A 25,145-nucleotide genomic window follows, 5' to 3' on the forward strand; every position below is an offset into this window, starting at 1 on the left:
GGGCAGTTTGGTGGGGTGTGGCGGTTCAATGTCGGGCGCCAGGGACGAGGGCGCTGCGCGAAATGAAAATAATCTGATTGTGAGGCGCTCTGGCTTTGGAGCAACTTTAGCCGTAAAGCAACTGCTTAGCCTAAGACGATATCACCAAGCCCCCGGGTGTGTCTATGGCGCACAAGTAGAAAGCTCCCTATTATGACAATTTCATGTGAAAAAGGCCCTGCGCTGCGGCAGAGCCTTTTCAATTAGACAAGCTGCGGCGGTAAATTACTTGAACTGGTAAATCTTGTCGAACTCGGCGCCGTCGTCAAAATGCTTTTTCTGCGCCTGTTTCCAGCCGCCGAACAATTCGTCGACGGTGAACAGGGCGATCGGCTTGTGGTTGGCGGCGTATTTCTTCGACACGCTGGCGGAGCGCACGCGCATGAAGTGCTTGGCGCCGATCTCCTGGCCAGCTTCGGAGTACAGGAACTCCAGATAAGCTGTCGCCTGCTTGCGCACGCCGCGCCGGTCGACCACCTTGTCGACGACGGCCACCGGCGACTCGGCCAGGATCGAGGTCGGCGGGTAGACCACTTCGAAGTTGTCGCCGAATTCCTGGCGCACCAGTTGCACCTCGTTTTCGAACGTCACCAGGGCGTCGCCGATTTCGCGCTGCGTGAAGGTGGTGGTGGCGGCGCGCCCGCCGGCGTCGAGCACCGGCACATTCTTGAAGAGGCGACCGACCAGTTCGCGCGCCTGCGCTTCGGTGCCGCCTTTTTTCAATACCGAACCCCAGGCGGCCAGGTAAGTGTAACGGCCGTTGCCGGCGGTCTTCGGGTTGGGGATCACCACCTTGACGCCAGGCTTGGCAAGGTCGTCCCAGTTTTTGATTTGCTTCGGATTGCCTTTGCGCACCAGAAATACCATGGTCGAGTAGTAAGGCGCGGCGTTGTGCGGGAATTTTTTGGCCCAGTCCTGGACCACCAGGCCGCGGTCGGCCAGCATGTCGATGTCGTTGGCCTGGTTCATCGTCACCACCGACGCCTCGAGCCCGTCCGCCACCGAGCGCGCCTGCTTGCTCGAGCCGCCGTGCGACTGCTTGATGACGACGGTTTCGCCGGTCTTTTTCTTGTGCTCGGCGATGAAGGCCGGGTTGATTTCCTTGTACAGTTCGCGCGCCACGTCGTATGACACGTTGAGCAATTCGACGTCGGCGGCGCGCGCCGCACTGGTGGCAAAGGGCAGCGACAGCGCGCCCAGGACCAGGCTCATGGCGAGGATCCGGCGGCGTGGGTGGAACGGCGTAGCAATGGTCATCTTGTCCTCGCGTGTGCGGTGTTGGTAGTAGAGAAAAGCATGGTCCGGAATGCGGCCGGAAAACGGAAGTACTATTTTGTCATATGCTTAAAACCTGCTGTTGCAGCGGCGCGTCAACCTTGACGCCGAAGTTTAGCTCAGCCGGCAACGTGCTCGTCTTCAGTGTATAGTTAAAGGGTATGCACATTGAAAGGTAGTAATACCTTTTTCTCGAAACCATTGCTTATTGTTTATTACCATGGGTACAACCGTCCGCCCTGCGGCACTCGAAGACGCGGCTGCCGCTTGCGTCGTGCTGCGCCGTTCGATCCAGGAATGCTGTCAACAGGACCACCAGGACGACAGCGCCAGGCTCGACGCCTGGCTCGGCAACAAGACCCCGGCCACGATCGGTAGCTGGATCGCCTCGCCGACCAATCATATGCTGGTGGCGGTGCGCGATGGCGCACTGGTGGGCGTTGCGCTGTTGACACAATCGGGCAAGTTGCCGCTGTGTTATGTGTTGCCGGAATTTCAGCATTGCGGCGTCGGCAAAGCGTTGCTGGACAGCGTAGAGGCGAAAGCGCGCGCATGGGGAATCGGCGCCTTGAGCCTCAAGAGCACCGCCGGCGCCTGTGACTTTTTCGCCCGCAATGGCTATACCAACGGCGGCATGGAAAAAACCTGCTATGGCCTCGAATGCAGCCTGTTCTGGAAAAAGCTGAACGCCGCGCCGGGTGCGGACGCCGCTGGTGGCAAGCGCTTCTGCAACTGCAACGCGCCATAATTGCTCTTCGGCCACGTTACGCTTTGATTCCCCCGCGCAGGCGCCTTGCGTTATAGTGGCCGGGTTTCATTGATGGGTACCTTATGGCTTCGCGCAGAGAATTTCTACACCAGGGCTTATGCCTGTCCACGCTTGGCGCGTTCTCAGTGCCGTTGACCGGCTGTGCTGCCACCAGCGCCGCCTCGAAAGCGTCCACGGCAACAGCCGCGGGGACCGATGCCGGCCGCAGCGCCAATGTGGCGTCGCGAACCCCCGACCGGACTCACATACTGGCCGAGCCGGCCGGCATGGCGCCGCCGCCCGATATCTTCGACGCCCAGGCGCTCGACCTCGAATTCTGGCTCAAGCCGCGTACCTTGTCGGTGATCCGCCCGCAAAGCGGCGAAAAGGCAAAGGTGCTGTATTGGCGTGACGGCGAGGTAATCGACTCGGCTTACCAGGAGCTGTGCCACATCCTGCGCGACGTCAACGGCAAGGAAACCGCGCCGATCGATCCGAAACTGTTCGAGACGCTGTGGGGCACCCAGGCCTTCGTGGCGCGCTACGGCATCGAGCAGCCGCTCGAAATCCTGTCGGGCTACCGCACCGCCAAGTCGAACGCCAGGCTGATCGAGCAGGGCGTGCCGGCCGCGCGCCAGTCGCTGCATATCGAGGGCAAGGCGGCCGACATCCGGATCGCCAACTTGAACGCCGAAGTGCTCGGCGGCCTGGTGCGCAGCTTCCGCCAGGGCGGGGTTGGTTTCTACTACCGTGCCGGTGCGAACGGCGGCTGGATCCATGCCGACACCGGCCTCAAGCGTAGCTGGAAAGGCTAGCGTCGGCGGCTCGCCTTAAAGCGGGCTCGGCAAAACTTGGCGGCGTTTTTGTTGTCTCACCCTCGATCCTGCCAGTCGGCGGGCCGGGGCGCCGCCGGTGGTGGCGTTACAACCACAGCAACCAGGAGGTAGTAATGGCAACGATGAACATCCCTTCGACCGAGCGGCGCCACATTCCGGAACGGCGCACCACGGCCAGCGGCGCCGGCCACAATGCCGGCTTGTCGGCGGTTGGCTACATTGCGATGGCCTTGCTGATCGTCGGCGGGCTGAACTGGGCGCTGGTGGGCCTGCTCAGTTTCGATCTGGTGGCCACGCTGTTCGGCACCCAGAGCACGTTGACGCGGCTGGTCTACATCCTCGTCGGCGTGTCGGCGTTGTATGCGATCTACCTGGTCAGCCGCTGGGGGAGCCGGTCGGACGGCTAGCGGGCCGGCCGCAGCCGTCTTACCATGCCTGGAAGGAACATGCGCGCACGTTGAATGGGTGACGAACAGCATGGTGAATTTTATTTCCTTCCACAGCGCCTGCAATTGCTCCTGCATCTGGCAGCGGGTGAGGGCGTCGAGGGCGGCGAGCGGTTCGCCCATCAACAAAATGTCAGGCTGCATCGCCAGGGCGCGGGCGATTGCCACGCGCGCCTCCATGCCGCCCGACAGGGTGTGCGGATAGGCGTCGACAAACGCCGACAAGCCGACCTTGGCCAGCCAGTGCAGGGCACGCGCTTTGGCGTCGGGCCGCGCCATGCCGCTTGCCAGCAAGGGAAACATGACATTGCCCTTGACCGTTTTCCACGGCGGTAACTGGTCGAATTCCTGGAACATGACGATGCGGCCGGGACCGGGCCGCAGGATCGGCTGGCCGTTCAGCAACAAGCTGCCGGCGTGCGGGGCGATGAAGCCGCCAACGGCCTTGAGCAAGGTCAATTTGCCGCAGCCGGACGGCCCCAGCAGCACGAAGCGGTCGCCGCGGTAGACGTCGAAACTGACGTCGTCGGTGGTGCGCACGGTGCCCCGGGCACCGGCGTACTCGAGCGTGACGCCCAGCGCGCGCAGCAGCGGGTCGGTCGTCACCAACTGGAATGGCCGTACGTTCATGTCAGCTCCCGGCGGCAAGTGCAGGATGGTCGAAGAAATAATCGCGCCAGCTCTTCGGCTGGTTGTTCAACGCGCCCGCCTTGAACATGAATTGCCCCATGCCGAGCGTATTTTGCGGGGCCACCTTGAACTCGACCTGGGGATTCCTGATCACTTTCAGCAGGAAAGCGCGGTCGATACTGCTCTTGTTGACGCGCAAATAGGAGTCGACCGCCGCTGCCGCATTGTTTGCGATCGAGGCAGCCGCTTCGGCCAGCGCGTCGACCAGGGCGCGGTACGTCAAGTGGGCGTTGATCTCGGTCTGGCCGGCGATCACGGCGGCGGCTGCATCGGCATGCGGAATCGATTGCGTCAGGCGGTCGAGCCGCTTGAATTCGCCGATGCCCCATTGCTTCGCCGCCGCCATCTGCAGGATGCGCGCCTGCACCGATACGATCGATGCCGGCAGCGCGATGCGGTCGACGTCGGTGAAATCGGCAATCGTTTTCACCTTGGGATTGGTGCTGACCAAATAATAGGGGAAGTTGCCGAGCGACGCGACGCCCTTGACGTTCTGCCTGCCGGCAGTGCGGTCCCAGATCGTCAACAGCGGGCCGACGCCGGCGCCGGCAATGTCGATCGAGCCCGACAGCAGCGCGTCGTTGACGGCGCCCCCGCCTGACAGCTTGATCCAGTCGACGTCGATCTTGACGCCGTTTTTCAGGCCGTGCTTTTCGATCAGCTTCTGGTCCTGGGCAACGTTGAGTAACAGGTAGACCACGCCGAACTGCTCGGCGATGCGAAGTTTTCCTTCGGCATGGGCGGGAGCGGCGGCAATCAACGTGGCCAGGGTCAGGGCGGCGAAGGTGGACAGCAGATGGGTCATGACAAGTCTTTCATAATGGTGCATGGGTACCAGGCATTCAAAAGGGAACGTCGCCCTCGATGGTGGTGCGGTACAGCTTGCGGCGCTGGTCTTGCGGGCAGCCGGCAGCGAGGTGCATCACCGAGCGGTTGTCCCAGAACACCATGTCGCCGTCGCGCCACTGATGGCGGTAAATGTGCTCTGGCCGGGTGCTGTGATCGAACAGTTCGTCCAGCAGCGCGCGGCTATCCTTGTCCGGCAAGCCGATGATGCGGGTGGTGAAATGCTTGCTGACGAATAGCGCCCGGCGCCCGGTCTCAGGGTGGGTGCGCACGATCGGATGCACCGCCGGCACCACTTCGTCGATCTGGGCCTGGGTCAAATTCGGGCGCCACGGATTGCGCCGTTGCAGCTCTGCATACTTGGCCAGGTAGCTGTGTTCGGCGCTGACCCCTTCCACCGCGCGCTGCAGGTAGGGCGGCAGCGCTTCCCATGCGGTATGCTGGTTGGCGAACAGCGTGTCGCCCCCTTAGGTCGGCAACTCCTGCGCTTGCAGCATCGAGCCCAGGCTCGGTACCGCCTTGTATGACAGGTCCGAGTGCCAGTAATGGCCGGCGTCGCCAAGCCCGATCGGCTGACCGTCTTGCACGATGTTCGAAATGATCAGCACCTCGGGATCGCTCGGCAACTGGAACTGGCGCAGCACGTGGATCTGCAAGGGGCCGAAGCGGCGGCTGAATTGAACCTGCCGGGATGGCGTGATGCGCTGGTCGCGAAACACCAGCACGTGGTGTTCGAGGTGGGCGCGGTGCAGCGCGGCCAAGTCGCTGTCGCCGAGCGGGCGGGCCAGGTCGAGGCCGATGACGTCGGCGCCCAGCGGCGCGTCGAATGGCTCGACACGGATAGTTTGCAGCGGTGGGACCAATTTTTGGCCGGTTACGGCGACTTGCGGTGAGTTGCAACCGGTTCGGCGAGCTCGTCAAGAATCGGGCACTCCGGCCGGTTGTTGCCCTGGCAGCATGCGGACAGTTGCAGCACCTGGTCGCGGATGGACTGCAGTTTCTCGATGTCGCAGTCGAGCTCCGTGACGTATTGGCGCGCCAGCGCTTTGACGTCCGCGCTCTTGCGATCCTGGTCCTTCCACAGTCCCAATAACGTCTTGATGCGCTCGACCGAAAAGCCAAGCTCGCGTGAACGCTTGATGAAGCGAAGCGTTTGCACATCGTTTTGAGCATATTGGCGATAGCCGACCCCGGTGCGGCCGGCCCTGGCGACCAGGCCGATGCTTTCGTAGTAGCGGATGCGCTTGGCGTTGACGCCGGAAGCTTGCGCTGCCTGGCCGATGGTCATGCTGTTGATCATGTTGATAGCCATGCTCCGGTTATTTCTGGATCGTTGCGGCCGGCTTCCAGCGGCGCAGCAGCAGCGCGTTCGACACCACGCTGACGCTCGAGAGCGCCATTGCCGCGCCGGCAATCAGCGGATCGAGGTAGCCAAAAGCGGCCAGTGGAATCCCCACGATGTTATAGGCGAAGGCCCAGCCCAGGTTCTGCCTGATCTTTTGGTAGGTTTTTTTCGACACGTCGATCGCTTCCGCGACCAGCTGCGGGTCGCCGCGCATCAGCGTGATGGCGGCGGTATGCATCGCGACCGCGCTGCCGGTGGACATGGCAACCCCGAGGTCGGCCGCCGCAAGCGCGACGGCGTCGTTGATGCCGTCGCCGACGAAACACACTTTCTGGCCCGCCTGTTTCAGTTCGGCGACAATGCGCGCCTTGTCCAGCGGCAGCAAACTGGCCCTGACGTCGGCAATCCCGACTGCCTCGGCCACGAAACGTGCCGCGCCGGCATTGTCGCCCGTGAGCATGAGGGACTTGATGCCCATCTGGTCGAGCCTGGATACCGCCGCCTGCGCGGTTGGCTTGACCGTGTCGCCAAAAACGAGCAGGCCACCTGGTTCGACGCCGCTGTCACCTTTGACGGCAAGCCAGGAAACAGTGCGGCCCGCATTCTCGTGCTGCGCGGCGAGCTGGTCCAGCGTGGTGGTCGCAACGCCGAGTTCTTGCATCAGGCGCGCGTTGCCAAGGAAAACGGTCATGCCTTCGACGTCGGCCTGGACGCCGCGCCCCGCCAGCGCCTTGGCGTTCGCGCCGGCAAGTAAATCGATCCCGCGCTGTGATGCCGCCGCTTCGACCGCACGGGCCAACGGGTGGTCGCTGTATTGCTGGACCGCGCGCGCCAGCTGCAAGAGCTCAATCTCCGGCCGGCTTGCGGCAACAATGGCGACGACGGCCGGTTTCCCTTGCGTCAGGGTACCGGTTTTATCGAAGGCGACGAGCGTGACGGCGTGGGCGGTTTCCAGCGCCTCGGCGTCCTTGATGAGGATGCCGTACCTGGCGGCGACGCCGGTGCCGACCATGATCGAGGTCGGCGTCGCCAGCCCGAGGGCGCAGGGGCAGGCGATGACCATCACCGCTACCGCATTGAGCAAGGCCTGCTGCCAGTCGCCATTGGCCAGGCCCCAGCCGGCAAACGTCAGCGCCGCGATCGCCAGCACCACCGGCACGAAGACCGCGCTGACCCGGTCGACCAGGCGCTGGATCGGCGGTTTGACCGCCTGCGCGTCTTCCACCATCTTGATGATCTGCGACAGCATCGTCGCGCCACCGACGGCAGTTGCCTGTGCCACCAGCACGCCATCGGCGTTGACGGCGCCGGCGGTGAGCAGGTCGCCCACGGTTTTTGCAACCGGCAGGCTCTCGCCGGTCAGCAGCGATTGATCGAGGTCGCTGCTGCCTTCGAGGATCACGCCATCGACCGGCACGCGGCCGCCAGGACGTACGATGAAAGTGTCGCCGCGCCGCACCATCGCTATCGGCACCTCGCTGTCGACGCCGTCGCGCCGCACGATCGCGGTGGCGGGGCGCAGCGACTCGAGCGCGCGGATTGCCGCGACGGTCTGGTACCTGGCGCGCTCTTCCAGCCACTTGCCCAGCAGGACCAGGGTAATGATGACGGCCGACGATTCGAAATAGAGATGCTGCATGCCGGCGTGGCTGCGCTGCGTCCACAGCAGGACCAGCGACAGGCCATACGCGGCGGAGGTGCCGAGCGCCACCAGCAAGTCCATATTGCCGGCGCCGGCGCGCAGCGCCTTCCAGCCGGCCTTGTAGAAACGGCCACCGAGCCAGAACTGCACCGGGGTTGCCAGCGCCAGTTGCGCCCAGCCGGGAAGCGCCCAGTCTTTGCCAAACGGCATGGCCAGCATGGCAAGGATCAAAGGCAGGCTGAGCAGGGCCGATGCCGCCACCCGCCACCACGACGGCATCGCACCGGCGATTTCCGCCGGCGCGCCGTCTTGCGCCAGAGCCGCCTCATAACCGGCTTTTCTGACGGCGCTAAACAGCGCATCGACAGTCACCCCTTCCTTTGACGTCACGTGGGCCTTTTCGGTGGCGAGATTGAGCGAGGCATGCTCGACGCCCGGAACGGCGTTCAAGGCCTTTTCCACACGCGCCACACACGAGGCGCACGTCATGCCGCTGACCTTGAAACTGAGGTCGATCGATGTGCTTGTTGGTGACAGGGCGGACTTCATGCAATTTTCCCGAACAAATTTTTACAGTCTTCACCATACGGCTTCCAGCGATGGGAAGGTCAAGCGTGTTCTGCTAGGCCGGACCGAGCATGCGGGCCAGGGGCCGCGATGCGCGCAAGCGCTCCTTCCACCAGGTAAGGGCGGCTCCCGCCTCGCCAGTCCGCCACGCAAGATACAGCGTCTCGTCGGGCTTGGCTTCTTCGACCTGTTTTTCGATCAATGCGCCGCGCGCGATGTCCGCGCGCACCCAGGCTTGCGGCAGGAAGCCGAAGCCCATGCCGGCAAGCTGGAACTGGTACTTCGTCTGCATGTCCGGCACCGCCACCGTGTCCTGGCCGAACAACAATCCGACCGTGCGTGCCTGCAGCAGCCTGGCCGAGTCCGCCACCGAGACAGCCCGGTACTGGCCCAGGTCGGCCTTGCCCAGGACGTGCGCAACAGTTGCCAGCGGGTGGTGCGGGGCGACGACGAAGACGAACGACAGCGTGCCGAGCGGCTCGGCCGTGTAGCCGCCGCCGGAGGGGCCATCGCCGGCGGCGCCTACAGCCAAGTCGGCGCGCCGGTCCAGCAGCGCTTCCCAGGTACCCGACAGCTGCTCCTTGACGAGGCGCACCCGGGTCTGGTCGGCGACTTCGTAAAAAGCCGCCAGGTCGTCCAGCAACCCGGCGGGCGAGAGCATCGAATCGATGGCGATGGTGATCTCGGTTTCCCAGCCGCAGGCGACCCGGCGCACCCGGCGTTCGAGGTCGCCGGCGACTTTCAGCAGGTGGCGCCCTTCCTTGAGCAATTCCTGGCCGGCCGGCGTGAGCGCCACCCGCGGGCCGAACCGTTCGAACAATTGCACGCCGAGGTCTTCCTCGAGCTTGGTGACCGTGTACGAAATGGTGGAAGGCACGCGAAACAATTCCTTGGCCGCGGCCGAGAACGACCCGCGCCGCGCGATGGCGTCGACTGTAAACAAGGCGTCAAGGCTCAGTTTTAACATTGAATTTTTTCGAAAATGGGTACGTCCAATAATACTTTACATGGGGTCGCTCCGGGCGAGCGTGAGGCACAAGCTTCCAGCATGCGCCGCGGCAATGCTCGGGCTCGAAGCTTGACAAGCGCGCTGCAAAAATGCCGATGGCGATAGAATCGGCGTGCGCCGCGACCGCGCTAAGTTACGGGGAGATAAGTGCCATGAATCAGCAATCCGATACCGCCCTGGAGGTCGTCGTCGTGCCGCGCACCCATGATCTGGGCGATCAATTCATCGTGCGGCGCGCCCTGCCGAGCAAGCAGCGGCGCATGGTCGGGCCGTTCGTCTTTCTCGACCAGATGGGGCCGCATGTTTTTTCCGCCGGACAGGGACTCGATGTGCGTCCGCATCCGCATATTGGGCTGGCGACCGTGACGTATCTGCTCGATGGTGAAATCATGCACCGGGACAGCCTTGGAACGGTGCAATCGATCCGCCCTGGCGCTGTCAACTGGATGAGCGCCGGCAAAGGCATCGTCCACTCGGAGCGTACCGCGCTTGACCAGCGCCAGGCCGGATCAAGCCTGTTCGGCCTGCAATGCTGGGTTGCGCTGCCGCGCGAACTGGAGGAGACGGAACCCGCTTTTTCGCACACGAGCGCCAGTGAGCTGCCGGTGGTGGAAGGCGAGGGCGCCACGGCGCGCGTGATTGCCGGCCGGTTTTTCGGCCAGGCCTCGCCGGCGCCGGCAAGTTCGCCGCTGTTCTACGTCGACCTGCAGTTGCAGCCCGGTGCGCGGCTGGCCATGCCATCGGAATACGCCGAGCAGGCGCTGTACATCGTCGACGGGTCGCTCGACCTGGGGCGCGACGGCAGCTTCGGTGCCGGCCAATTGCTGGTACTTAAACCGGGCGCCACGCTGACCCTGGCCGGCGGCGGTTCCGGTGCGCGCGTGATGCTGCTGGGAGGCGAGCCGATGGACGGCCCGCGCTATCTCACCTGGAATTTCGTTTCCAGCTCGGTCGAGCGGATCGAACAGGCCAAGGCGGATTGGAAGGCGCAAGCGTTTCCGCCAGTGGCGGGCGAAACGGAGTTCATTCCATTGCCGGATTCGCCGGACAAACCGGTCCACTATCCGTAAGACGGCAGATATCGATGACTGACCATGCAGGCTATGCGCCGTCGAACGGGGTAACTATGAACTGGCTGTTCTGACAGATGGGCTCGGTCCCCTTCGTCGGTGGCGGCTTCGGCCACATTGATGCCTGCGCCGAAAAAACTCGACCACTGCGGCAAACCGGGAGCCTGGCATCGCATCCGGCCAAAATCACCCCGATCGGGCGACATATTTATCGATCCCTGCTTCAAGAAAGGAGCGTAAAAATGTTCACCTTGGCCGACCGAACCACGTTCCTTGGACTCTGTGTCGCACTTGGCATCGGCCTTCTGGTTGGCGCGGAGCGCGAACGCCGCAAAGATACGAGCCCAACGCGAAATGCGGCCGGCATTCGGACCTTTTCTGTCGCGGCCATGCTCGGAGCGATCAGCGTCCTGCTCGGTGGTGGAATGGTCACGGCGGTCACAGCGCTGATTGTCGGCGCCGGGGCATTGGTCGCGTATCAGCGGACACACGATCAGAATCCTGGTTTGACGACTGAGTTTGCACTACTCTTGACGTGCTTGCTGGGCGGTTTTGCGATTCGCAATCCAGTCCTGGCCGCTGCTGTGGGCGTTGTCCTTGCCCTGCTGCTGGCAGAACGCTATCGGATCCACCATTTCGTGCGCAATGTGCTCACAGAGCAAGAACTAAGCGACATTATCTTCTTTTCTGCCATGGCCTTGATCGTGTTGCCGCTGGCTCCAGACCGCTACATGGGGCCGTTCGATGCACTCAATCCTCACGCGCTGGTGCTCCTGGTCGTCCTGGTCATGGCGATCAGCGCCCTTGGCTATGTTGCCATGCGCTCACTGGGGGCGCGTTATGGCCTGCCACTGGCTGGCTTCGCTTCGGGTTTTGTTTCCAGCACCGCGACCATTTATTCCATGGGCGAACGCGCTTCACGACAAGAATCCGTCATGAGTGGCGCCGTCGCCGGGGCATTGTTCTCCTCTGTTGCAACGATGATTCAGATGGCAGTTGTCATCGGGATGGTGCAATCATCGTTATTGATTGCGTTGATGCTGCCGTTGATTTTCGGCGGCGTGGCAGCCGGCGGCTACGGGCTGATCTTCTTCATGACGAAGATGCCACCCAGCGGCGGCGAAGACCGGGAACTCGATGTGGGACGCGCCTTCGATCTCAAAATGGCCGCGCTGTTTGCCGCACTGATTGGACTGATCGTGCTTGGGACAGCCGGACTGAACGCTTGGTTGGGCGCGCGTGGCATGTTGCTGGGCGCTGCACTGACTGGCTTGATCGATGCGCATGCGACCGCGGCATCGGCTGCCTCGCTGACGGCCGCGAACAAGATTTCAATAGATCAGGCAATAGGTCCGATTCTTGTGGGCCTCACCACCAATACCATGATGAAAGCGGTAGTTGCCTTCAAATCGGGAGGGACTCGTTATGCAGCGCACATCGTACCGGGGCTCGCATTAATGATCATTGCAGTCTGGCTTGGCGCATGGGTAGGCAATTAAATGCTTGCTCAACGCTCATGTCGGCGTACAGGAAAAGGCGAGTCGCGTTGACCGCAGCTTCGTGATGCGAGGAGAGCATAGGTCAGGCGTGTCGAACTTAGTATCAGAATGATGGTGTTCGTGTGGCTTGGATGCGCGCTGCAAACTGCGCTTGCAGCGTGTCGCCGAATTACCTGTCAGGCGCCATGCGGCAGCCCCAGGTTCTGGTTCGCCGGTATGGCGATGTCCATCAATATCGGTTTTGGCAGCTTGAGCGCCGCCATCAGCGCGCCGAAATCTTCCTTGCTGCGATTGGCGAGGCGGGCGTTGTGGCGCTTCTCCCATCCGATGGTCGACACCGACTGCCCCTTGTAGTCGTGACCGGGCCACACGCGGGTCGTATCAGGCAGCGCAAACAGCTTGCCGATGACGCTGTCGTACAGCGCTTGCGAGCTGCCGCTTTGGAAGTCGGTGCGTCCGCAGCCGTCGATCAGCAACGTGTCGCCGGTAAAAACGTTGCCGCGCCAGACATAGCTGACGCTGCCCGCGGTGTGGCCGGGTGTGTGCAGCACCTCAATCCGTTCGTCGGCACCGAAGCGGATGACATCGCCGTCTTTCAGCTGCACTTCAGCAGGCATAATGCCGCAGCCGGATGGCACCGCGGCTCGGGCGCCGGTGACGTCAACCAGCTTGCCGGCCGATGTCACATGGTCGGCATGCGCGTGGGTTTCCAGCACATAGGCAAGCTTCAAACCGAGCCGCTCGAGATGCGCCAAATCACGCTGCCAATGGCGCTCGACCGGGTCGATGATAACGGCCGACGTATTGTCGTCGGCGACCAGGATGTAGGAAAACGTCGACGAGTCGACATCGAACAGCTGAACAGGATTGACATTCATTGCGAATCTCCAGAGGCGAGGTTAAAGGCAGTTCAAAAGGTCGACTTGACGATCATGCCGACGGCAACCGCCGCCGCCACACAAGCGAAGCCGATCTGAAGATGGGGACCGGCCAGGCGCGCCGAGACGACGCGCCCGCCCAGCATGCCGGCCAGCGCGCCGGCCGAAAACGGCATGGCGACGCGCCACGCCATGCCGCCGGTGGCGGCGCTGGCGACGACACCGGTCACCGAAACGAGGGCAATCACTGCCAGCGAGGTTGCCACGACCGAGCGCATCGCCAGGTCGGTGTAGCGCTGCAATGCAGGCACCATGACAAACCCGCCGCCGACGCCGAGCAGACCGGACAGCAGGCCGGCGATGGTGCCCGACAAGGCCAACGCGCGCGCGCAACTGCTGGTCCAGATGAAACGGCCAGTCCCGCCATCGCGCTTGCAGGGATGCGGCGAATCGACATCGGCCGCGAGGGCTACCGCCGGGCGCATCGCCTGGCGCAAGGTGCGAAATGCCACCAGCAGCAGGATCATCGCGAACAGGACGCTGAGCCAGCGGTTGTCGAGCCGATGTGCCAGCCACATGCCGAGCGGCGACAGCAGCATGCCGGACACGGCGATCAGCATGGCGGCGCGGTAGCGCACGATACCTTCGCGCAGGCCGAGCACGGCGCCGAGCGCGGCCGCCATGCCGACCGCCAGTAAACCAATCGGGCCGGCCTGGGCAACGCTCATCTGGATGCCGAACACCAGCAGCGGCACCGCCAGGATGCCACCGCCGGCGCCGGTGAGCGCGAGGATGACGCCCACCACCAATCCCAGTGCGAGCACGGTCAACATGGTGGGTTTCCCTTAGACGGCTTGCTTGCCGCGTGCCGCCAAGCGTTCCAGCAATGCGAAGATCACCATGCCGGCGACCATCGCGCCAGCAAAAATGAGCGGCTTGCTGCCGCCGCTGGCGAGCGATGCCAGCGCCGGGCCGGGGCAATAACCGGCCAGTCCCCAGCCGGCGCCGAAGGCCAGCCCGCCCAGCACCAGCCGACGGTCGATATGGGTTGCTGTCGGCAGGCGCATGGCGTCGCCGAGCAGCGACCTGTCGCGCCCCGCGGCAAACCGAAACGCGACCAGTCCGACCAGGATCGCGCCGCCCATGACGAAACCAAGCGACGGGTCCCAGGACCCGGCCAGATCGAGAAAGCCGATGACCTTTGATGGATCGGTCATGCCGGAGACGATCAGGCCAATGCCGAAGACCAGGCCGGCAAGCAGTGCCATGATGATGTGCATGATGCGCTCCTTATCCGATGAGGTGACGAACGATGAAAACGGTGACGAAGCCGGCCGCCATGAAGGCCGCTGTCGCCACCAGCGAACGGGGCGAGCGTCGCGACAGTCCGCATACGCCGTGGCCGCTGGTGCAGCCGGCGCCATAGCGCGTGCCGATGCCGACCAGCAAGCCGGCGACCACCAGGGTTGCGGTCCCGGCGTCGACCTGCACTGCGGGCAGCGGGGCGAACAGGCCGTAGGCGGCAGGGGCAGCGACCAGGCCGAGCAGGAATGCGACGCGCCAGCCGATGTCGCCCTTTGGCCATTGCAGCAGGCCGCCAAGGATGCCGCTGATGCCGGCAATGCGGCCGTTGAACAACAAGAACATTGCTGTGGCCAGTCCGATTAATGCACCACCGGCCAAGGAGGTCCACGGCGTAAAACTTGTCCAGTCGATCATCATGATGTTGCTCCCATTGTTGCGCCGTCGGTTTTTTTACAATACAGCTGGTACAGCACCTGCATCACTGCCATCGCCTCGCTACTGGCGATGCTGTAGAAGATCTGCTTGCCTTCGCGCCGCGTCGTCACCAGTGCTTCGTCGCGCAGCACGCCAAGCTGCTGGGAGAGCGTTGGCTGCTGGATTCCCAGGATGCTTTCGAGCTCGCTGACGCAAAGAGGGCCTTGCGTGAGCTGGCACAGCAGCAGCAACCGGTCAGGGTTGGCGAGCACTTTCAACAGGCCGCATGCCTGCAATGCCGCCGCGTGCATTGCGGCGGGGTCGAACTGGACGGGTTGCTTCATGATGGATCGTTCCTTGCAGTCAATTTGTACGCATATATTATATTCCTAAATAAACTATAATTCAATATAGGGTATTTTGAGGGTGGTGCGGGCTGCAGCGCACCGCGCATCAGCCTCCTCGACGCCAATGTCAAGGTGGAACAAGCGACCGCCTATCGTGGTCGACAATGTTGCCGACGGTGACGCGCGTCGCCAGTACGGGCGCCGCGTTGACCGCCTTGAACACCCACAAGTGAAACGGCGCCAGGTTCACCGCGATGAACGCCCCCCCCCCCCGACAGCTCGGGCAGCCAGCGCAGCCGCTCCAGCGACAGTTCGATCTGCGGCACGCGCGATGCCAGCGGCACGTTTAGCGCCGCCAGCTTCTGGCGTTAGTCCTGCGCCGCCACGCTCGCCATAAAAGCGTTTGAGCCACTGGCGCTCGTCGTCGGGCGATGCGGGTGCGTTCGATTGCCAGCTTCCGCTCCATCTCGGCCAAGCTGGCCATGACGTGAAAGAAGAACCTGCCGGATGGTGTCCCGGTGTCAATGGTATCGGTGAAGCTCTTGAACTGGACGCCTTGCTTGTGCAGTTCGCCGACCAAATCGACCAGGTTCTTGACGCTGCGGCCAAGGCGATCCAGTTTCCAGGCGGCAAGAGTGTCGCCGTCACGCAGCATTTCCAGCGCCTTGGGCCCTGGCATGCTGATCGGCTATGCGCGCGTCTCGACGCGTTGACCAAGGCCGGTTGCCAAAGGATCTTTGAGGACAAGATCAGCGGCAGCCGCGCCGAGCGGCCTGGACTGGCCAAATGAGTATGCGATCGCGCGTCATCGCTCAGCGACCAATTGCCTCATCGAAACAAGAAATCCCGGCCATTGCGACGAGATCGACTGCCCATAAGCCTGGCCGAAACTCTCCTGAAAATCGTCGCCGTTCAAGATACCTTTCAATGCCAACTTAAAGGCTGTCGGATTTTTGTCGTTCAGATACCATACGAACAAGGCGGCCTCCTGGTAAAAAATCGGAGCCCGCAGGTCGTAGCTGGCTGCAGTTCGATTGCGAAACACGCTGCCGGACTCGGCAGGATCGAAGGACTTGCCATCCAGGATGCTTTGCGCCGCTTCTGCCGGCGTCGCCGACAATCCCGCCCCATCGGACGTCATGACAGCGACGCCTTCTTTGAACCATGCCGGCACGCGAAGGTAAGCAATTATTCCGGCACGTTGATATAGCAGTAAGTGTGCAAGTTCATGGGTAAGGAATCCGTCAGCTGGCACGCCACGGTGTTGTTCTCGTTGCAATATCAGATCTTCATTCATGAAGATCGAATCACCAGACTGCGTGGCGGGATCCTTATTGTTACCAAGTACAAAGGCAACTACGCATTCGGTCGTGCAGACAAACACGCGTGGTGGGTGGGTGAATTTGACCCCATGAGCTTGCTCTACTACTTCAATTGAGTGCCCAATCTTCGCAGCAAGCCGATCCGCCAGCACTTGCGACCCTGGCAGGTAGCGGACATCGGGATTTGCCGCAGTAGCGATAAACTGATCTCGCGACTTTGTTTGGGCAATAACATGGCTGCAGCCCGCCAATGCGCCGATGCTGGACAAAAAAAGTGGCACCAGTGCCGCCTTGCGGAGTGACCGCCTTACCACGTCATTCCGCTAATTGCGATTTTTCCATGTTCCACGTTCACTCCAATTCTCAAAACTCATTGCCATGGTATCTGTTTGAAAATATGGTTTCAATAACTATTTACGAGAAGACTACGGCCTTGATTCCATGCGGAATGACTTGAAGCCCAGTATGGGCCTGGTCACGCGCTTGATCGCTCGATGGTCTTGTTCAACAATATTGTTAAGGTATTTGACTTGGCGGACAGTGATCACGGCGCGGCCGGCGTTAATCTCGTCGATCGCCGCCTTGTTGGCGCCGCTCTTGCCCATCGCGACCTTGTCCGGCGCGCCGTTCGCTGTCATCGCCTTGTCGAAGAGGCGCCTGGCTGCGGCCATGTCGCGCTTGGCAGTGAGCACGAAGTCGACGGTTTTGCCCTGCTTGTCGACAGCGCGGTAGAGATATTTCCAGATGCCTTTGACCTTGATGTACGTTTCATCCATCCGCCAGATGCCGCCGACCGGACGCTTGTGCTTGCGAGCCATTTTCTCGATGGGCGGCAAGAAACGAATCGCCTACTGCTTGATCTACGAGAGCAATTGGCGCTTCGTCGATCCGGAGCAGCTGAACGACCAAGAGCGCCATCTGATCGACGAGCTGATAGAAACCTGCGGCCATGGACTCATGAATCTTTGAGCGGGACCATCACAATCGGATCCAGACCCTGCTGCCTGCCCTCAATAATGATTTCTTGGCCGAGAATAAGTGCTTCTTCGGCGGCGACACAGCGATTGTCCTGGCCCTGATCGAGTACCGGAAGTCGGTCGATATCGACTTCCTCTGTGCGTCACAGGATGGATACCGCGAGCTGCGCAACACGATCGACAATACTTGCCTGGGCGCGATCTTGTCGCGGCCGGTGGAGCTGGCTCGGGACGTGCGCGCGGACCGCTACGGCATTCGTACGTTCCTGCGCGTCGACGGCATGCCCGTGAAGTTTGAGATCGTCAGCGAGGGTCGCATCCAGATCGCGGGCGAGCTGAATTCGTTGACTGGCGTGCCGGCGCTGACCCGCGCCGACATGTACGCGGAGAAGCTGCTGGCCAACGCCGATCGATACCGCGACAGGGCGGTCGCGAGCCGAGACATCATTGGTAAGCTTAAACCGGCGGAATTTGTCCATCTCCCCATAGGTGTAGCGACTCGCATTTGAAAGCAGGCATGCTCGCGTTCGACGCGTTTTCTGGCTCAAATTAACTGCAAATGACAAGAGGGTCATGCTCACGATATTGGCAAACGTGTTCGCATTCGACGGCAGCGTGCTCACGCTAACTGTAAATGAAATGCTCGTATGTTGACAGTCCGCTTCTAAAGCGTACGGCTGGATCATAGTCCAACAGATTAATTCCTACCTGATATATTCCGTACAACCTTATACTTTGCAAAATGCTTCCAACCTCCATCCGGTTGCTGCGATTCCAAAACGAAGGTCCAATAGCCTCCCTCTGGATCAAAGGTAAAAGTGTCCCGGAAGGTACCGCCTTTGTATGGAAACGTGAACTGCAACATGTTTTCTTTAAGACCGCCTGTACCATGAGGAATGGAATATTTTGCGCCGAAGCTATCCATCCAATGAACAATCAGCGCCTTCGTCGCATGGTCATAGCCGATATACACGTTCGCAGCGTACTTCGCCGGAATCTCAATATCTTGCATTCGCAACTCGGTAAAAGCTCCTAATAGGCTTGGTTTAGCTTCAAGCGAATAAGTCACCGGTTTACCGCGTACGTCACCAGACATCGTCCAGATTCCGTCTAGTTGTTGCAGGAGATTAGGTCTGCTTGCTATGTCCTGCCCGTATGAGAAAGTAGACAGGAACAGCAGAGGAACGGAACAAAAAATACCTATAATTTTTGAGCTGTAATGGATCATTTTATTGGCAGAGAAAAATGTTTGATGTTCGCACGTCCGCTAAGCGATCAACAATTACGCGGACTTGCACGGTAGGTAAACTTCTGAATGGTTGCCTGGCCGAAAGCGGAAGTTGCCTGGGGACGATTCTACCGTACAGGTACACCAATGCGAGGCGCTACCACCGAGACGTTTTTCGCGTCTCAGATGGGCCCAATGGGAGCGAAGCTGCGGTAAGCGACATTTAGTGGCGAGCCGGCACCCCAGAAAATTCGGTCAGCCTAACTTCAATCTGCAAGTTTCTGAATGCGCCCGGCAAGGCGGCCGAACGCTTCATCCACGTACTCCAACGCCTTGGGTTCCGTGCTCCGCGCACGTAGAGAGCTTTTGACGTTGTCCAGATCGGAAAGTCATTGCCAATGCAGCTTGCCGCTTCCAAGAAACGCCTGATAGCCGCGTTCAAGTGTTGCCGCTGTTGCCAGCAATTGAGCCGCCAGTTGTTTGTGCTGTTCCAAAAACTGGGCCATGCCGTCATAAGACCGCGATCCCCTATTGCCTTCGGCTTCGGACGCCTCTTCCATGAGGAGGGCGTAGCGGTAAAACTCGGGAAATTCGTTGGACAGTGCCATCAGCTGGGCGTTGGATGTTCCGACCCAAATTCTGTGCAGGTCGGCACGTATCCCATCAAGTGATTGATGATGGCATGGGCGTCGTTGACGCCCTGGGCAGAAAGCTGTTGCATGTGCTGATCCAGCTTCGCTGCCAGTCGGCGAAATTGATTCATGCTCATGCTCATGCTTACTCGAACAGCGTGGTGACTTTCGCCAGCACTTCTTCCATGATGGATTCCGGCAGGGTATCGACCTTGCGGGCATGCCGAGCGACCAAGTCGATCACGCGTGGCTGATCGCAACGCACGACGCCGGTGGTCTTGATGCCGGTCACGTGCACCGCGAAGCCCAGGCGGCGGGCGAATTCGCTGCCGTTGGTAATCGGCAGGATCAGCGGCAGCTTGGTCGCGTCATTGAACTCAGCGGGCGACACGACCAGGACGGGGCGACAGCCGCTTTGCTCATGCCCTGCCGTCGGGTCGAACGACACGGGGTAAATGTCGCCTCGCTTCATAGCTCACCGCCCAAGGCGGGAGCATCGACCCATTCGCGGTCCTCGGCTGACTGCGGTTGCGAATAGTCCGATGCGGCCAGCAACTCGGCGCGCATGGTGTCGCTCCTGGAACTGGAAACGCTTGGTCCGGCGTGCAAAAGGCAGGCCGGTATTCATCAGGATGATGATTAAATCGATGCACTTTCGCAAATACGATAACAAAAATGGATGATTTCGTTGGTTAGGCGGTGTCTGCGTTCACTGCAAGCGGATTAGAGAGTCGATGCCGCCGCGATTGCCGCGTCTGCACCGCTGGTGCAGAAATACCGAGGGGGAGCATGCCGATTTTGGCGCGCTGTTGGCGAGACCGGCGACGTTCGGGGGCACCTGCAGAGCGCCATGGAGCCGTCAACACTGATCAACCGGATCGGCGGCGCTCTGCAAGAGTTGGAAAGATGGTGCGTGGCCCAGGAATCGAACCTGGTTATCAGTCTTAGGTGTGAAACCGACTTCGACTGGGCTTTACCAATAAGCGAGCCGCGCGAATGCATGTTACCGCACATTCCATTAAAGCAATTAATATTCATCAAATTCAATATTAATTTTTTCACTTAATTTACTGATATTTATAGGGTTTTTCCGATACATCATCATTGCGCCGCGGTTCCAGGTCCGTCGAGTCAACCTGGTGGTCCCACCAGATATCCCATCCCCGTTTCTGGTCGGCCCTCACTTCAGGGCGGCTGGCCAGAAAAACGTTGAGGAATTGCTCATACTCCGATACGTAGCCGCCTTGGCCGACACGCTTGTTGACAGAATCCGTTTTCATACATGCTCCATTCGCCGCCCGTCCGCATGCAGCCGGGCCGCGCTCAATGATTGGTCGGAAATATCCGCCATGTACTGCGCGACTGAAATGACGTAGCATATATGCCGTCAGTAGCCTAATTTTAAAGTCGCAATGAATCAAGAGTCGCACAATGCATCGCCGGCCGGCGATGGCACGCCGCCGCGGTTTCGCCCGGTGCCGTGGACCGCGCTGGAAACGCCGCAGGACGTCGAACTGTGGATCGACGAGCACAACCAAAGTTTGCAGGAGCATATCGGCCCGCAGGAGACCGGCTATGGCGTCTGCTTCAGCCTGGCGGCAGGGGGCAACATTTATATGCAGACCAGCGGCGACGCGGTGGTGCTCGACGTCGAGTCCGATGCGCAATGGGTGGCGCCGCTGATCGTGGCGGCGACCGGCGGGGTGGAGCCGGCCGGCCAGCTGTGGGTGCTGCCCGAGGACCGCCTAGTGCAGCTGATTATCGGTTTGTCCAGCTTGGTTGCCAGCACGATCTTGGTCAGCGGCCACAAATTCAGCTCGCGCAATCGCAAAATGTCGGCCTGACTTGCCATATTTCGGATGTGAGACTACTTTCTGTTTCGAAATGGTCGCCAGCCTGCGCAAGCAGCGTCAAGGCGCGCGAGCTGCGGCGGCGGCCATCTATTAATGCATGAGCCTGGCGTTCGATAGCGTGCAACGGCGGTTGAGCCGGACCCATCAATAAACTCGACAGACTGGAAGTCGCATGCTAATCTTGCTTCGAAAGCAAGATAACCGGCTTCTAGCGCCTGCGGGGTGATATGGGTGATACGGACAACGATCGCAATCGCGCCGCGCCGCTGATGCACAGCAGCGGCGTCAGCGTCGAACGCAAGCGCCGCGACGACGAGGCGGCGCGCTTCAACGAGCTCCATCTGCTGGCGCCGGTCGGCTATTTTGTCGTCGCCTTCGACGGTCGCATCCTGCTGGCCAACCTGGTCGGTGCCGACATGCTCGGCATTAATCGTGCCGATCCCGGCGCACACCGTTTTCGCAGTTTCATCGGCGACGACTGGGTTGCGCAATTCGACAGCTTCATCAGCCGCGCCTTGAATAGCCCGATGCCGGAAAAATGCCGGCTGCGCATGCGGCGATCGAACGCAGGCGCCGACTTTGCGGTGACCTTGCTGGCCAACGCCGATGGCAGCGGCCAGGCTTTGCGGGTGGTGGTCGAACACGCCGAGGGCATGCTGGCCGCACTGGAGCGCAGCGAAGAGCGTTTTCGGCGCATCGTGCACAGCGCCAGCGAAGGCATCTGGGAGATCGACGCCAGCGCGCACACCAGCTTCGTCAATCCGAAAATGGCAGCGCTTCTCGGCTACAGTATCGAGGAGATGCTGAACCGACCGCTGGCCGGCTTCATGGATGCAGACGGCCGTGCCATCGTCGAGCGCAGGCTGGCGCGCTGCCGCGACGGCATCGCCGAGCGCCACGAACTGCAGTTGCTGCGGCGTGACGGCAACGCGGTATGGACCTCGATGGCGATCAATCCGATCGTCGACGGCGCCGGCGCCTACGTCGGTGCGCTGGCGCTGGTGACCGACATTCCCGCCCCCCGCGCCGGGTCCGAACAGATCTGGCACCAGGCCAATTTCGATGAACTGACGGGCCTGCCGAACCGCCACATGTTCATGGACCGGCTGGGCCAGGCGGTCAAGAAGGCCGACCGCGGCGGCGCCTTCCTGGCGCTGGTGTTCATCGACCTCGACCACTTCAAGGAAGTCAACGACCAGCTCGGGCATGCGGCTGGCGACGCGCTGCTGGTCGAGGCCGCGCGCCGCATCAGCGCTTGCGTGCGCGTCTCCGACACGCTGGCGCGCCTGGGCGGCGACGAGTTCACCGTGATCCTGGCCGGCATCGACCATGTCGGCAGCGTCGAGCGCGTCGCCCAGGCGCTGGTGGCGGCGATCGCGCTGCCGTTCGAGCTGGAAGGCGAGCGCGTGTTCATTTCCGCCAGCGCCGGCGTGGCGCTGTATCCGCCCGACGCCGGTACCGTCGGCGACCTGCTGGCGCGCGCCGACCAGGCGATGTACGCCTCAAAAAAGGCCGGCCGTAACCGCTTCAGCTATTTCACGCCCGACCTGGAAGACGCCGCGCGGCAGCGCCGCAACATCGCCACTGACCTGCGCGCGGCCATCGAGGCACGCCAGTTCGAGATCGCCTACCAGCCGATCATCTGCCTCGCCACCGGCGCCGTGCGCAAGGCCGAGGCGCTGCTGCGCTGGCGCCATCCGACCCGCGGCCTGCTCGCTCCGGCCGAATTCATCCTGTTCGCCGAATCGAATGGCCTGATCGTCGAGATCGGCGACTGGGTGTTTCGCGAGGCGGCGCGCCAGGTGCAGCTGTGGCAGAAAACCATCGACCCGGCGTTCCAGATCAGCGTCAACAAGTCGCCGGTGCAGTTCCGTCGCGACGCCGGCCTGTACCAGGCATGGCTCGATTACCTGGCCGACATCGGGCTGCCGCCGCAAAGCATCGTCATCGAGATCGCCGAAGGCGTGCTGATGGAAGGCGTCGAGAAGGTGATCGAGCGGCTGCGCCAGTACCGCGCGATGGGGCTGCAGGTGGCGCTCGAACACTTCGGCACCGGCTACTCGTCGCTGTCGCACCTGAAGCGCTTCGACATCGACTTCGTCAAGATCGACCGCTCGTTCGTCGCCACGCTGGACGACAATGCCGGCGACGGCAACCTGGCGCTGTGCGAGGCGATCATTGTGATGGCGCACAAGCTGGGATTGAAGGTGGTGGCCGAGGGCGTCGAGACGCCGCTGCAGCGCGCGCTGCTGGCGGACGCCGGCTGCGATTATGCGCAAGGGTTTGTGATTGCGCACCCGATGGCGGCAGCGGAGCTGGAGGCGATGGCGCTGGCGTCGCACGTTGCGGCTTGATAGCGGAAAATCCATCGCTAACCGAAAAACCGTCATCCTCGCGCACGCGGGGATCCAATTGCATCGCTACTCTACGAAATTGGGTCCGCGTTTTCGCGAGGGCGACGCCGAAAATTACATATTCGGATAATTCGGCCCGCCGCCACCCTCCGGCGTCACCCACACGATATTTTGCGTCGGGTCCTTGATGTCACACGTCTTGCAGTGAACGCAGTTCTGGGCGTTGATCTGCAGCCGCAGCTTATCCGCGCCTTCCGTCGGTACGTACTCGTAGACGCCGGCCGGGCAGTAGCGCGCCTCCGGCCCGGCATACCTGGCAAGGTTGATGTCTACCGGCACGCTCGTGTTTTTCAAGGTCAGGTGGATCGGCTGGTCTTCGGCGTGGTTGGTGTTCGAGATGAACACCGACGACAGGCGGTCGAAAGTGAGCTTGCCGTCGGCCTTGGGATAGGCGATCGGCGTGTAGTTGGCGGCCGGTTTCAGGCACTCGTGGTCGGCATGCGTGTGGTGCAAAGTCCATGGCGCCTTGCCGCGCAATAAAATCTGGTCGATGCCGGTCATGACGGAGCCGAGGTACAGCCCTTTCGACAGCCACGGCTTGACGTTGCGCGCCACGTGCAGTTCTTCCTTCAGCCACGATTGCTCGAACGCTTGCGGGTAGCTGGCCAGTTCGTCGTGCTGGCGCGATTCGCCCAGTGCGGCGAACGCGGCGTCGGCCGCCATCATGCCGGTCTTGATCGCGGCATGGCTGCCCTTGATGCGGCTCATGTTGAGAAAGCCGGCGTCGCAGCCGATCAGCGCGCCGCCCGGGAACACGACCTTCGGCAAGCACTGCAGGCCGCCCGAGGTGATTGCGCGGGCGCCATATGAAATGCGCTTGGCGCCTTCGAAAAAAGGGCGGATGGCCGGGTGGGTTTTATAGCGCTGGAATTCCTCGAACGGCGACAAATAGGGGTTTTCGTAATTGAGGCCGACGACGTAGCCGACCGCCACCTGGTTGTTCTCCAGGTGGTACATGAACGAGCCGCCATAGGTGCCGGCGTCGAGCGGCCAGCCGGTGGTATGGATCACCAGGCCGCTCTGGTGCTTCGATGGGTCGACCTCCCACAATTCCTTGATGCCGATACCGTAAGACTGGGGATCCTTGCCGGCATTGAGGTCGTATTTGACCATCAGCTGCTTGCCGAGGTGACCGCGCGAACCTTCGGCGAACAGCGTGTATTTGGCATGCAGCTCCATGCCGAGCTGGAAGTCGGCGCCCGGTTCGCCGTCGCGCTTGACGCCCATGTTGCCGGTGGCGACACCCTTGACCGAGCCGTCGGCGTTGTACAAAATTTCAGCGGCGGGAAATCCGGGAAAAATTTCGACGCCCATCGCTTCGGCCTGCTGGCCCAGCCAGCGCACCACGTTGCCGAGCGAGACGACGTAGTTGCCGTGGTTCTCGAAACATGCCGGCACCATGAAATTGGGCGTGCGGTAGGCTTTTGTGGCGGTCAGGAACAAAATCCGGTCTTCGGTCACTGCGGCGTTGAGCGGCGCGCCCAGTTCCTTCCAGTTCGGGATCAGTTCAGTCAACGCGCGCGGGTCCATCACGGCGCCCGACAGGATATGCGCGCCCAGTTCGCCGCCTTTCTCGAGTACGCAGACCGACACTTCCTTGCCCTGTTCGGTGGCAAGCTGCTTGAGGCGGATCGCGGCCGACAAGCCGGCAGGCCCACCGCCGACGACGACAACGTCGTATTCCATGGCCTCGCGTGGACCGTATTGTTCGAAACTGGTGGTTGGCTCTGTCATGGTCTTGTCATCGGTGGAAAATTTAAGCA

The 25,145-nt window shown here is 61.6% G+C and carries 26 protein-coding genes and 6 pseudogenes; 10 read left to right on the forward strand and 22 right to left on the reverse strand.

Annotated elements, in window-relative coordinates; genetic code table 11:
- Positions 1–264: 264 nt before the first annotated feature.
- Positions 265–1,296: a sulfate ABC transporter substrate-binding protein gene (locus CR103_RS07975; RefSeq protein WP_218968455.1), complete on the reverse strand. Its 1,032-nt coding sequence runs from the start codon at positions 1,294–1,296 to the stop codon at positions 265–267.
- Between the two features lie 238 nt (positions 1,297–1,534).
- Between CR103_RS07975 and CR103_RS07980 the strand changes: the two genes are divergently transcribed.
- The 3 genes from CR103_RS07980 to CR103_RS23300 all read left to right on the forward strand — a co-directional run bounded on the left by CR103_RS07980 (position 1,535) and on the right by CR103_RS23300 (position 3,305).
- On the forward strand, positions 1,535–2,062 hold the full coding sequence (locus CR103_RS07980; RefSeq protein WP_099915457.1) for a GNAT family N-acetyltransferase: 528 nt from the start codon (positions 1,535–1,537) through the stop codon (positions 2,060–2,062).
- 83 nt (positions 2,063–2,145) lie between these two features.
- Complete coding sequence (locus CR103_RS07985; RefSeq protein WP_370659428.1) at positions 2,146–2,877, forward strand: YcbK family protein; 732 nt, start codon at positions 2,146–2,148, stop codon at positions 2,875–2,877.
- Positions 2,878–3,122: 245 nt separating this feature from the next.
- Positions 3,123–3,305, forward strand: a complete 183-nt coding sequence (locus tag CR103_RS23300; protein ID WP_229442907.1) for a DUF378 domain-containing protein — start codon at positions 3,123–3,125, stop codon at positions 3,303–3,305.
- Positions 3,306–3,356: 51 nt separating this feature from the next.
- On the opposite strand, the pseudogene CR103_RS07995 reads toward CR103_RS23300, so the two are convergent.
- The 6 genes and pseudogenes from CR103_RS07995 to CR103_RS08020 all read right to left on the reverse strand — a co-directional run.
- Positions 3,357–3,974 (reverse strand): annotated as a pseudogene (locus tag CR103_RS07995) (ABC transporter ATP-binding protein); the annotation flags it as partial.
- A 1-nt stretch (position 3,975) separates the two neighbouring features.
- On the reverse strand, positions 3,976–4,839 hold the full coding sequence (locus CR103_RS08000; protein WP_180279323.1) for an ABC transporter substrate-binding protein: 864 nt from the start codon (positions 4,837–4,839) through the stop codon (positions 3,976–3,978).
- Positions 4,840–4,876: 37 nt separating this feature from the next.
- Positions 4,877–5,743: pseudogene (locus tag CR103_RS08005) on the reverse strand (TauD/TfdA dioxygenase family protein).
- An 11-nt stretch (positions 5,744–5,754) separates the two neighbouring features.
- Positions 5,755–6,192, reverse strand: coding sequence for a Cu(I)-responsive transcriptional regulator (gene cueR, locus CR103_RS08010; RefSeq protein ID WP_229442885.1), 438 nt, complete (start codon positions 6,190–6,192; stop codon positions 5,755–5,757).
- 7 nt (positions 6,193–6,199) lie between these two features.
- A complete protein-coding gene (locus tag CR103_RS08015; RefSeq protein ID WP_099915459.1) occupies positions 6,200–8,416 on the reverse strand; it encodes a heavy metal translocating P-type ATPase in 2,217 nt (738 codons plus the stop codon).
- 73 nt (positions 8,417–8,489) lie between these two features.
- The gene (locus CR103_RS08020; protein ID WP_099915460.1) at positions 8,490–9,401 is read right to left on the reverse strand and encodes a LysR substrate-binding domain-containing protein; all 912 of its coding nucleotides are present in this window, start codon (positions 9,399–9,401) and stop codon (positions 8,490–8,492) included.
- Positions 9,402–9,586: 185 nt separating this feature from the next.
- Here CR103_RS08020 and CR103_RS08025 point away from each other — a divergent pair, with 185 nt between their 5' ends.
- The gene (locus tag CR103_RS08025; protein WP_370659429.1) at positions 9,587–10,513 is read left to right on the forward strand and encodes a pirin family protein; all 927 of its coding nucleotides are present in this window, start codon (positions 9,587–9,589) and stop codon (positions 10,511–10,513) included.
- Between the two features lie 77 nt (positions 10,514–10,590).
- Positions 10,591–12,012, forward strand: coding sequence for an MgtC/SapB family protein (locus CR103_RS08030; RefSeq protein ID WP_218968456.1), 1,422 nt, complete (start codon positions 10,591–10,593; stop codon positions 12,010–12,012).
- Positions 12,013–12,188: 176 nt separating this feature from the next.
- Here the strand turns inward: CR103_RS08030 and CR103_RS08035 are convergent, their stop codons facing one another.
- The 6 genes and pseudogenes from CR103_RS08035 to CR103_RS08060 form a co-directional block, all read right to left on the reverse strand.
- Positions 12,189–12,890, reverse strand: coding sequence for an MBL fold metallo-hydrolase (locus CR103_RS08035; protein WP_099915463.1), 702 nt, complete (start codon positions 12,888–12,890; stop codon positions 12,189–12,191).
- A gap of 32 nt (positions 12,891–12,922) precedes the next feature.
- Positions 12,923–13,723, reverse strand: a complete 801-nt coding sequence (locus CR103_RS08040; protein WP_099915464.1) for a sulfite exporter TauE/SafE family protein — start codon at positions 13,721–13,723, stop codon at positions 12,923–12,925.
- Between the two features lie 12 nt (positions 13,724–13,735).
- Entirely contained in the window at positions 13,736–14,170 is a 435-nt protein-coding gene (locus CR103_RS08045) for a YeeE/YedE family protein (protein ID WP_099915465.1), read from the reverse strand.
- 10 nt (positions 14,171–14,180) lie between these two features.
- Positions 14,181–14,612, reverse strand: a complete 432-nt coding sequence (locus tag CR103_RS08050) for a YeeE/YedE family protein (RefSeq protein WP_099915466.1) — start codon at positions 14,610–14,612, stop codon at positions 14,181–14,183.
- A complete protein-coding gene (locus CR103_RS08055; protein WP_229442887.1) occupies positions 14,609–14,953 on the reverse strand; it encodes an ArsR/SmtB family transcription factor in 345 nt (114 codons plus the stop codon). Before CR103_RS08055 ends, CR103_RS08050 begins: the two co-directional genes overlap by 4 nt.
- 436 nt (positions 14,954–15,389) lie before the next feature.
- Positions 15,390–15,623: pseudogene (locus CR103_RS08060) on the reverse strand (recombinase family protein); the annotation flags it as partial.
- A gap of 10 nt (positions 15,624–15,633) precedes the next feature.
- Here CR103_RS08060 and CR103_RS08065 point away from each other — a divergent pair.
- Positions 15,634–15,743 (forward strand): annotated as a pseudogene (locus tag CR103_RS08065) (recombinase family protein); the annotation flags it as partial.
- Positions 15,744–15,761: 18 nt separating this feature from the next.
- Here the strand turns inward: CR103_RS08065 and CR103_RS22010 are convergent.
- Both CR103_RS22010 and CR103_RS08080 read right to left on the reverse strand, forming a co-directional pair.
- Positions 15,762–16,559, reverse strand: coding sequence for a hypothetical protein (locus CR103_RS22010; protein WP_143752545.1), 798 nt, complete (start codon positions 16,557–16,559; stop codon positions 15,762–15,764).
- Between the two features lie 162 nt (positions 16,560–16,721).
- Positions 16,722–17,123, reverse strand: a pseudogene (locus CR103_RS08080) (IS6 family transposase); the annotation flags it as partial.
- Here CR103_RS08080 and CR103_RS22585 point away from each other — a divergent pair.
- Both CR103_RS22585 and CR103_RS08085 read left to right on the forward strand, forming a co-directional pair.
- Positions 17,104–17,247, forward strand: coding sequence for a hypothetical protein (locus tag CR103_RS22585; RefSeq protein ID WP_180279324.1), 144 nt, complete (start codon positions 17,104–17,106; stop codon positions 17,245–17,247). The pseudogene CR103_RS08080 and the gene CR103_RS22585 overlap by 20 nt on opposite strands.
- Before the next feature lie 55 nt (positions 17,248–17,302).
- Positions 17,303–17,764 (forward strand): nucleotidyl transferase AbiEii/AbiGii toxin family protein, encoded by a 462-nt coding sequence (locus CR103_RS08085; RefSeq protein WP_229442894.1) that lies wholly within the window; start codon positions 17,303–17,305, stop codon positions 17,762–17,764.
- Positions 17,765–17,952: 188 nt separating this feature from the next.
- On the opposite strand, the gene CR103_RS08090 is transcribed toward CR103_RS08085, so the two are convergent.
- The 6 genes and pseudogenes from CR103_RS08090 to CR103_RS08110 form a co-directional block, all read right to left on the reverse strand.
- Positions 17,953–18,483, reverse strand: coding sequence for a DUF1579 family protein (locus CR103_RS08090; protein WP_099915471.1), 531 nt, complete (start codon positions 18,481–18,483; stop codon positions 17,953–17,955).
- 389 nt (positions 18,484–18,872) lie between these two features.
- Positions 18,873–19,091: a hypothetical protein gene (locus tag CR103_RS24300; RefSeq protein ID WP_229442896.1), complete on the reverse strand. Its 219-nt coding sequence runs from the start codon at positions 19,089–19,091 to the stop codon at positions 18,873–18,875.
- Positions 19,091–19,252 carry a hypothetical protein gene (locus CR103_RS24305; RefSeq protein WP_229442898.1) on the reverse strand — a complete coding sequence of 54 codons (162 nt, stop codon included), beginning with the start codon at positions 19,250–19,252 and terminating at the stop codon, positions 19,091–19,093. Before CR103_RS24305 ends, CR103_RS24300 begins: the two co-directional genes overlap by 1 nt.
- An 8-nt stretch (positions 19,253–19,260) precedes the next feature.
- A complete protein-coding gene (locus CR103_RS08100; protein WP_099915472.1) occupies positions 19,261–19,587 on the reverse strand; it encodes a type II toxin-antitoxin system PemK/MazF family toxin in 327 nt (108 codons plus the stop codon).
- Between the two features lie 435 nt (positions 19,588–20,022).
- Positions 20,023–20,109: pseudogene (locus tag CR103_RS22590) on the reverse strand.
- Positions 20,110–20,182: 73 nt separating this feature from the next.
- The gene (locus tag CR103_RS08110) at positions 20,183–20,395 is read right to left on the reverse strand and encodes a DUF3460 family protein (protein ID WP_099915474.1); all 213 of its coding nucleotides are present in this window, start codon (positions 20,393–20,395) and stop codon (positions 20,183–20,185) included.
- Positions 20,396–20,527: 132 nt separating this feature from the next.
- Between CR103_RS08110 and CR103_RS08115 the strand changes: the two genes are divergently transcribed.
- Together CR103_RS08115 and CR103_RS08120 are read left to right on the forward strand one after the other, a co-directional pair.
- On the forward strand, positions 20,528–20,959 hold the full coding sequence (locus CR103_RS08115) for a hypothetical protein (protein WP_099915475.1): 432 nt from the start codon (positions 20,528–20,530) through the stop codon (positions 20,957–20,959).
- A 236-nt stretch (positions 20,960–21,195) separates the two neighbouring features.
- Complete coding sequence (locus tag CR103_RS08120) at positions 21,196–23,322, forward strand: putative bifunctional diguanylate cyclase/phosphodiesterase (protein ID WP_099915476.1); 2,127 nt, start codon at positions 21,196–21,198, stop codon at positions 23,320–23,322.
- A 114-nt stretch (positions 23,323–23,436) separates the two neighbouring features.
- Here CR103_RS08120 and CR103_RS08125 read toward each other — a convergent pair whose 3' ends face one another.
- A complete protein-coding gene (locus CR103_RS08125; protein ID WP_099915510.1) occupies positions 23,437–25,068 on the reverse strand; it encodes an electron transfer flavoprotein-ubiquinone oxidoreductase in 1,632 nt (543 codons plus the stop codon).
- Positions 25,069–25,145 lie beyond the last annotated feature (77 nt).

Source organism: Massilia psychrophila (assembly GCF_002760665.1).
Taxonomy (GTDB): domain Bacteria; phylum Pseudomonadota; class Gammaproteobacteria; order Burkholderiales; family Burkholderiaceae_D; genus JAFCUW01.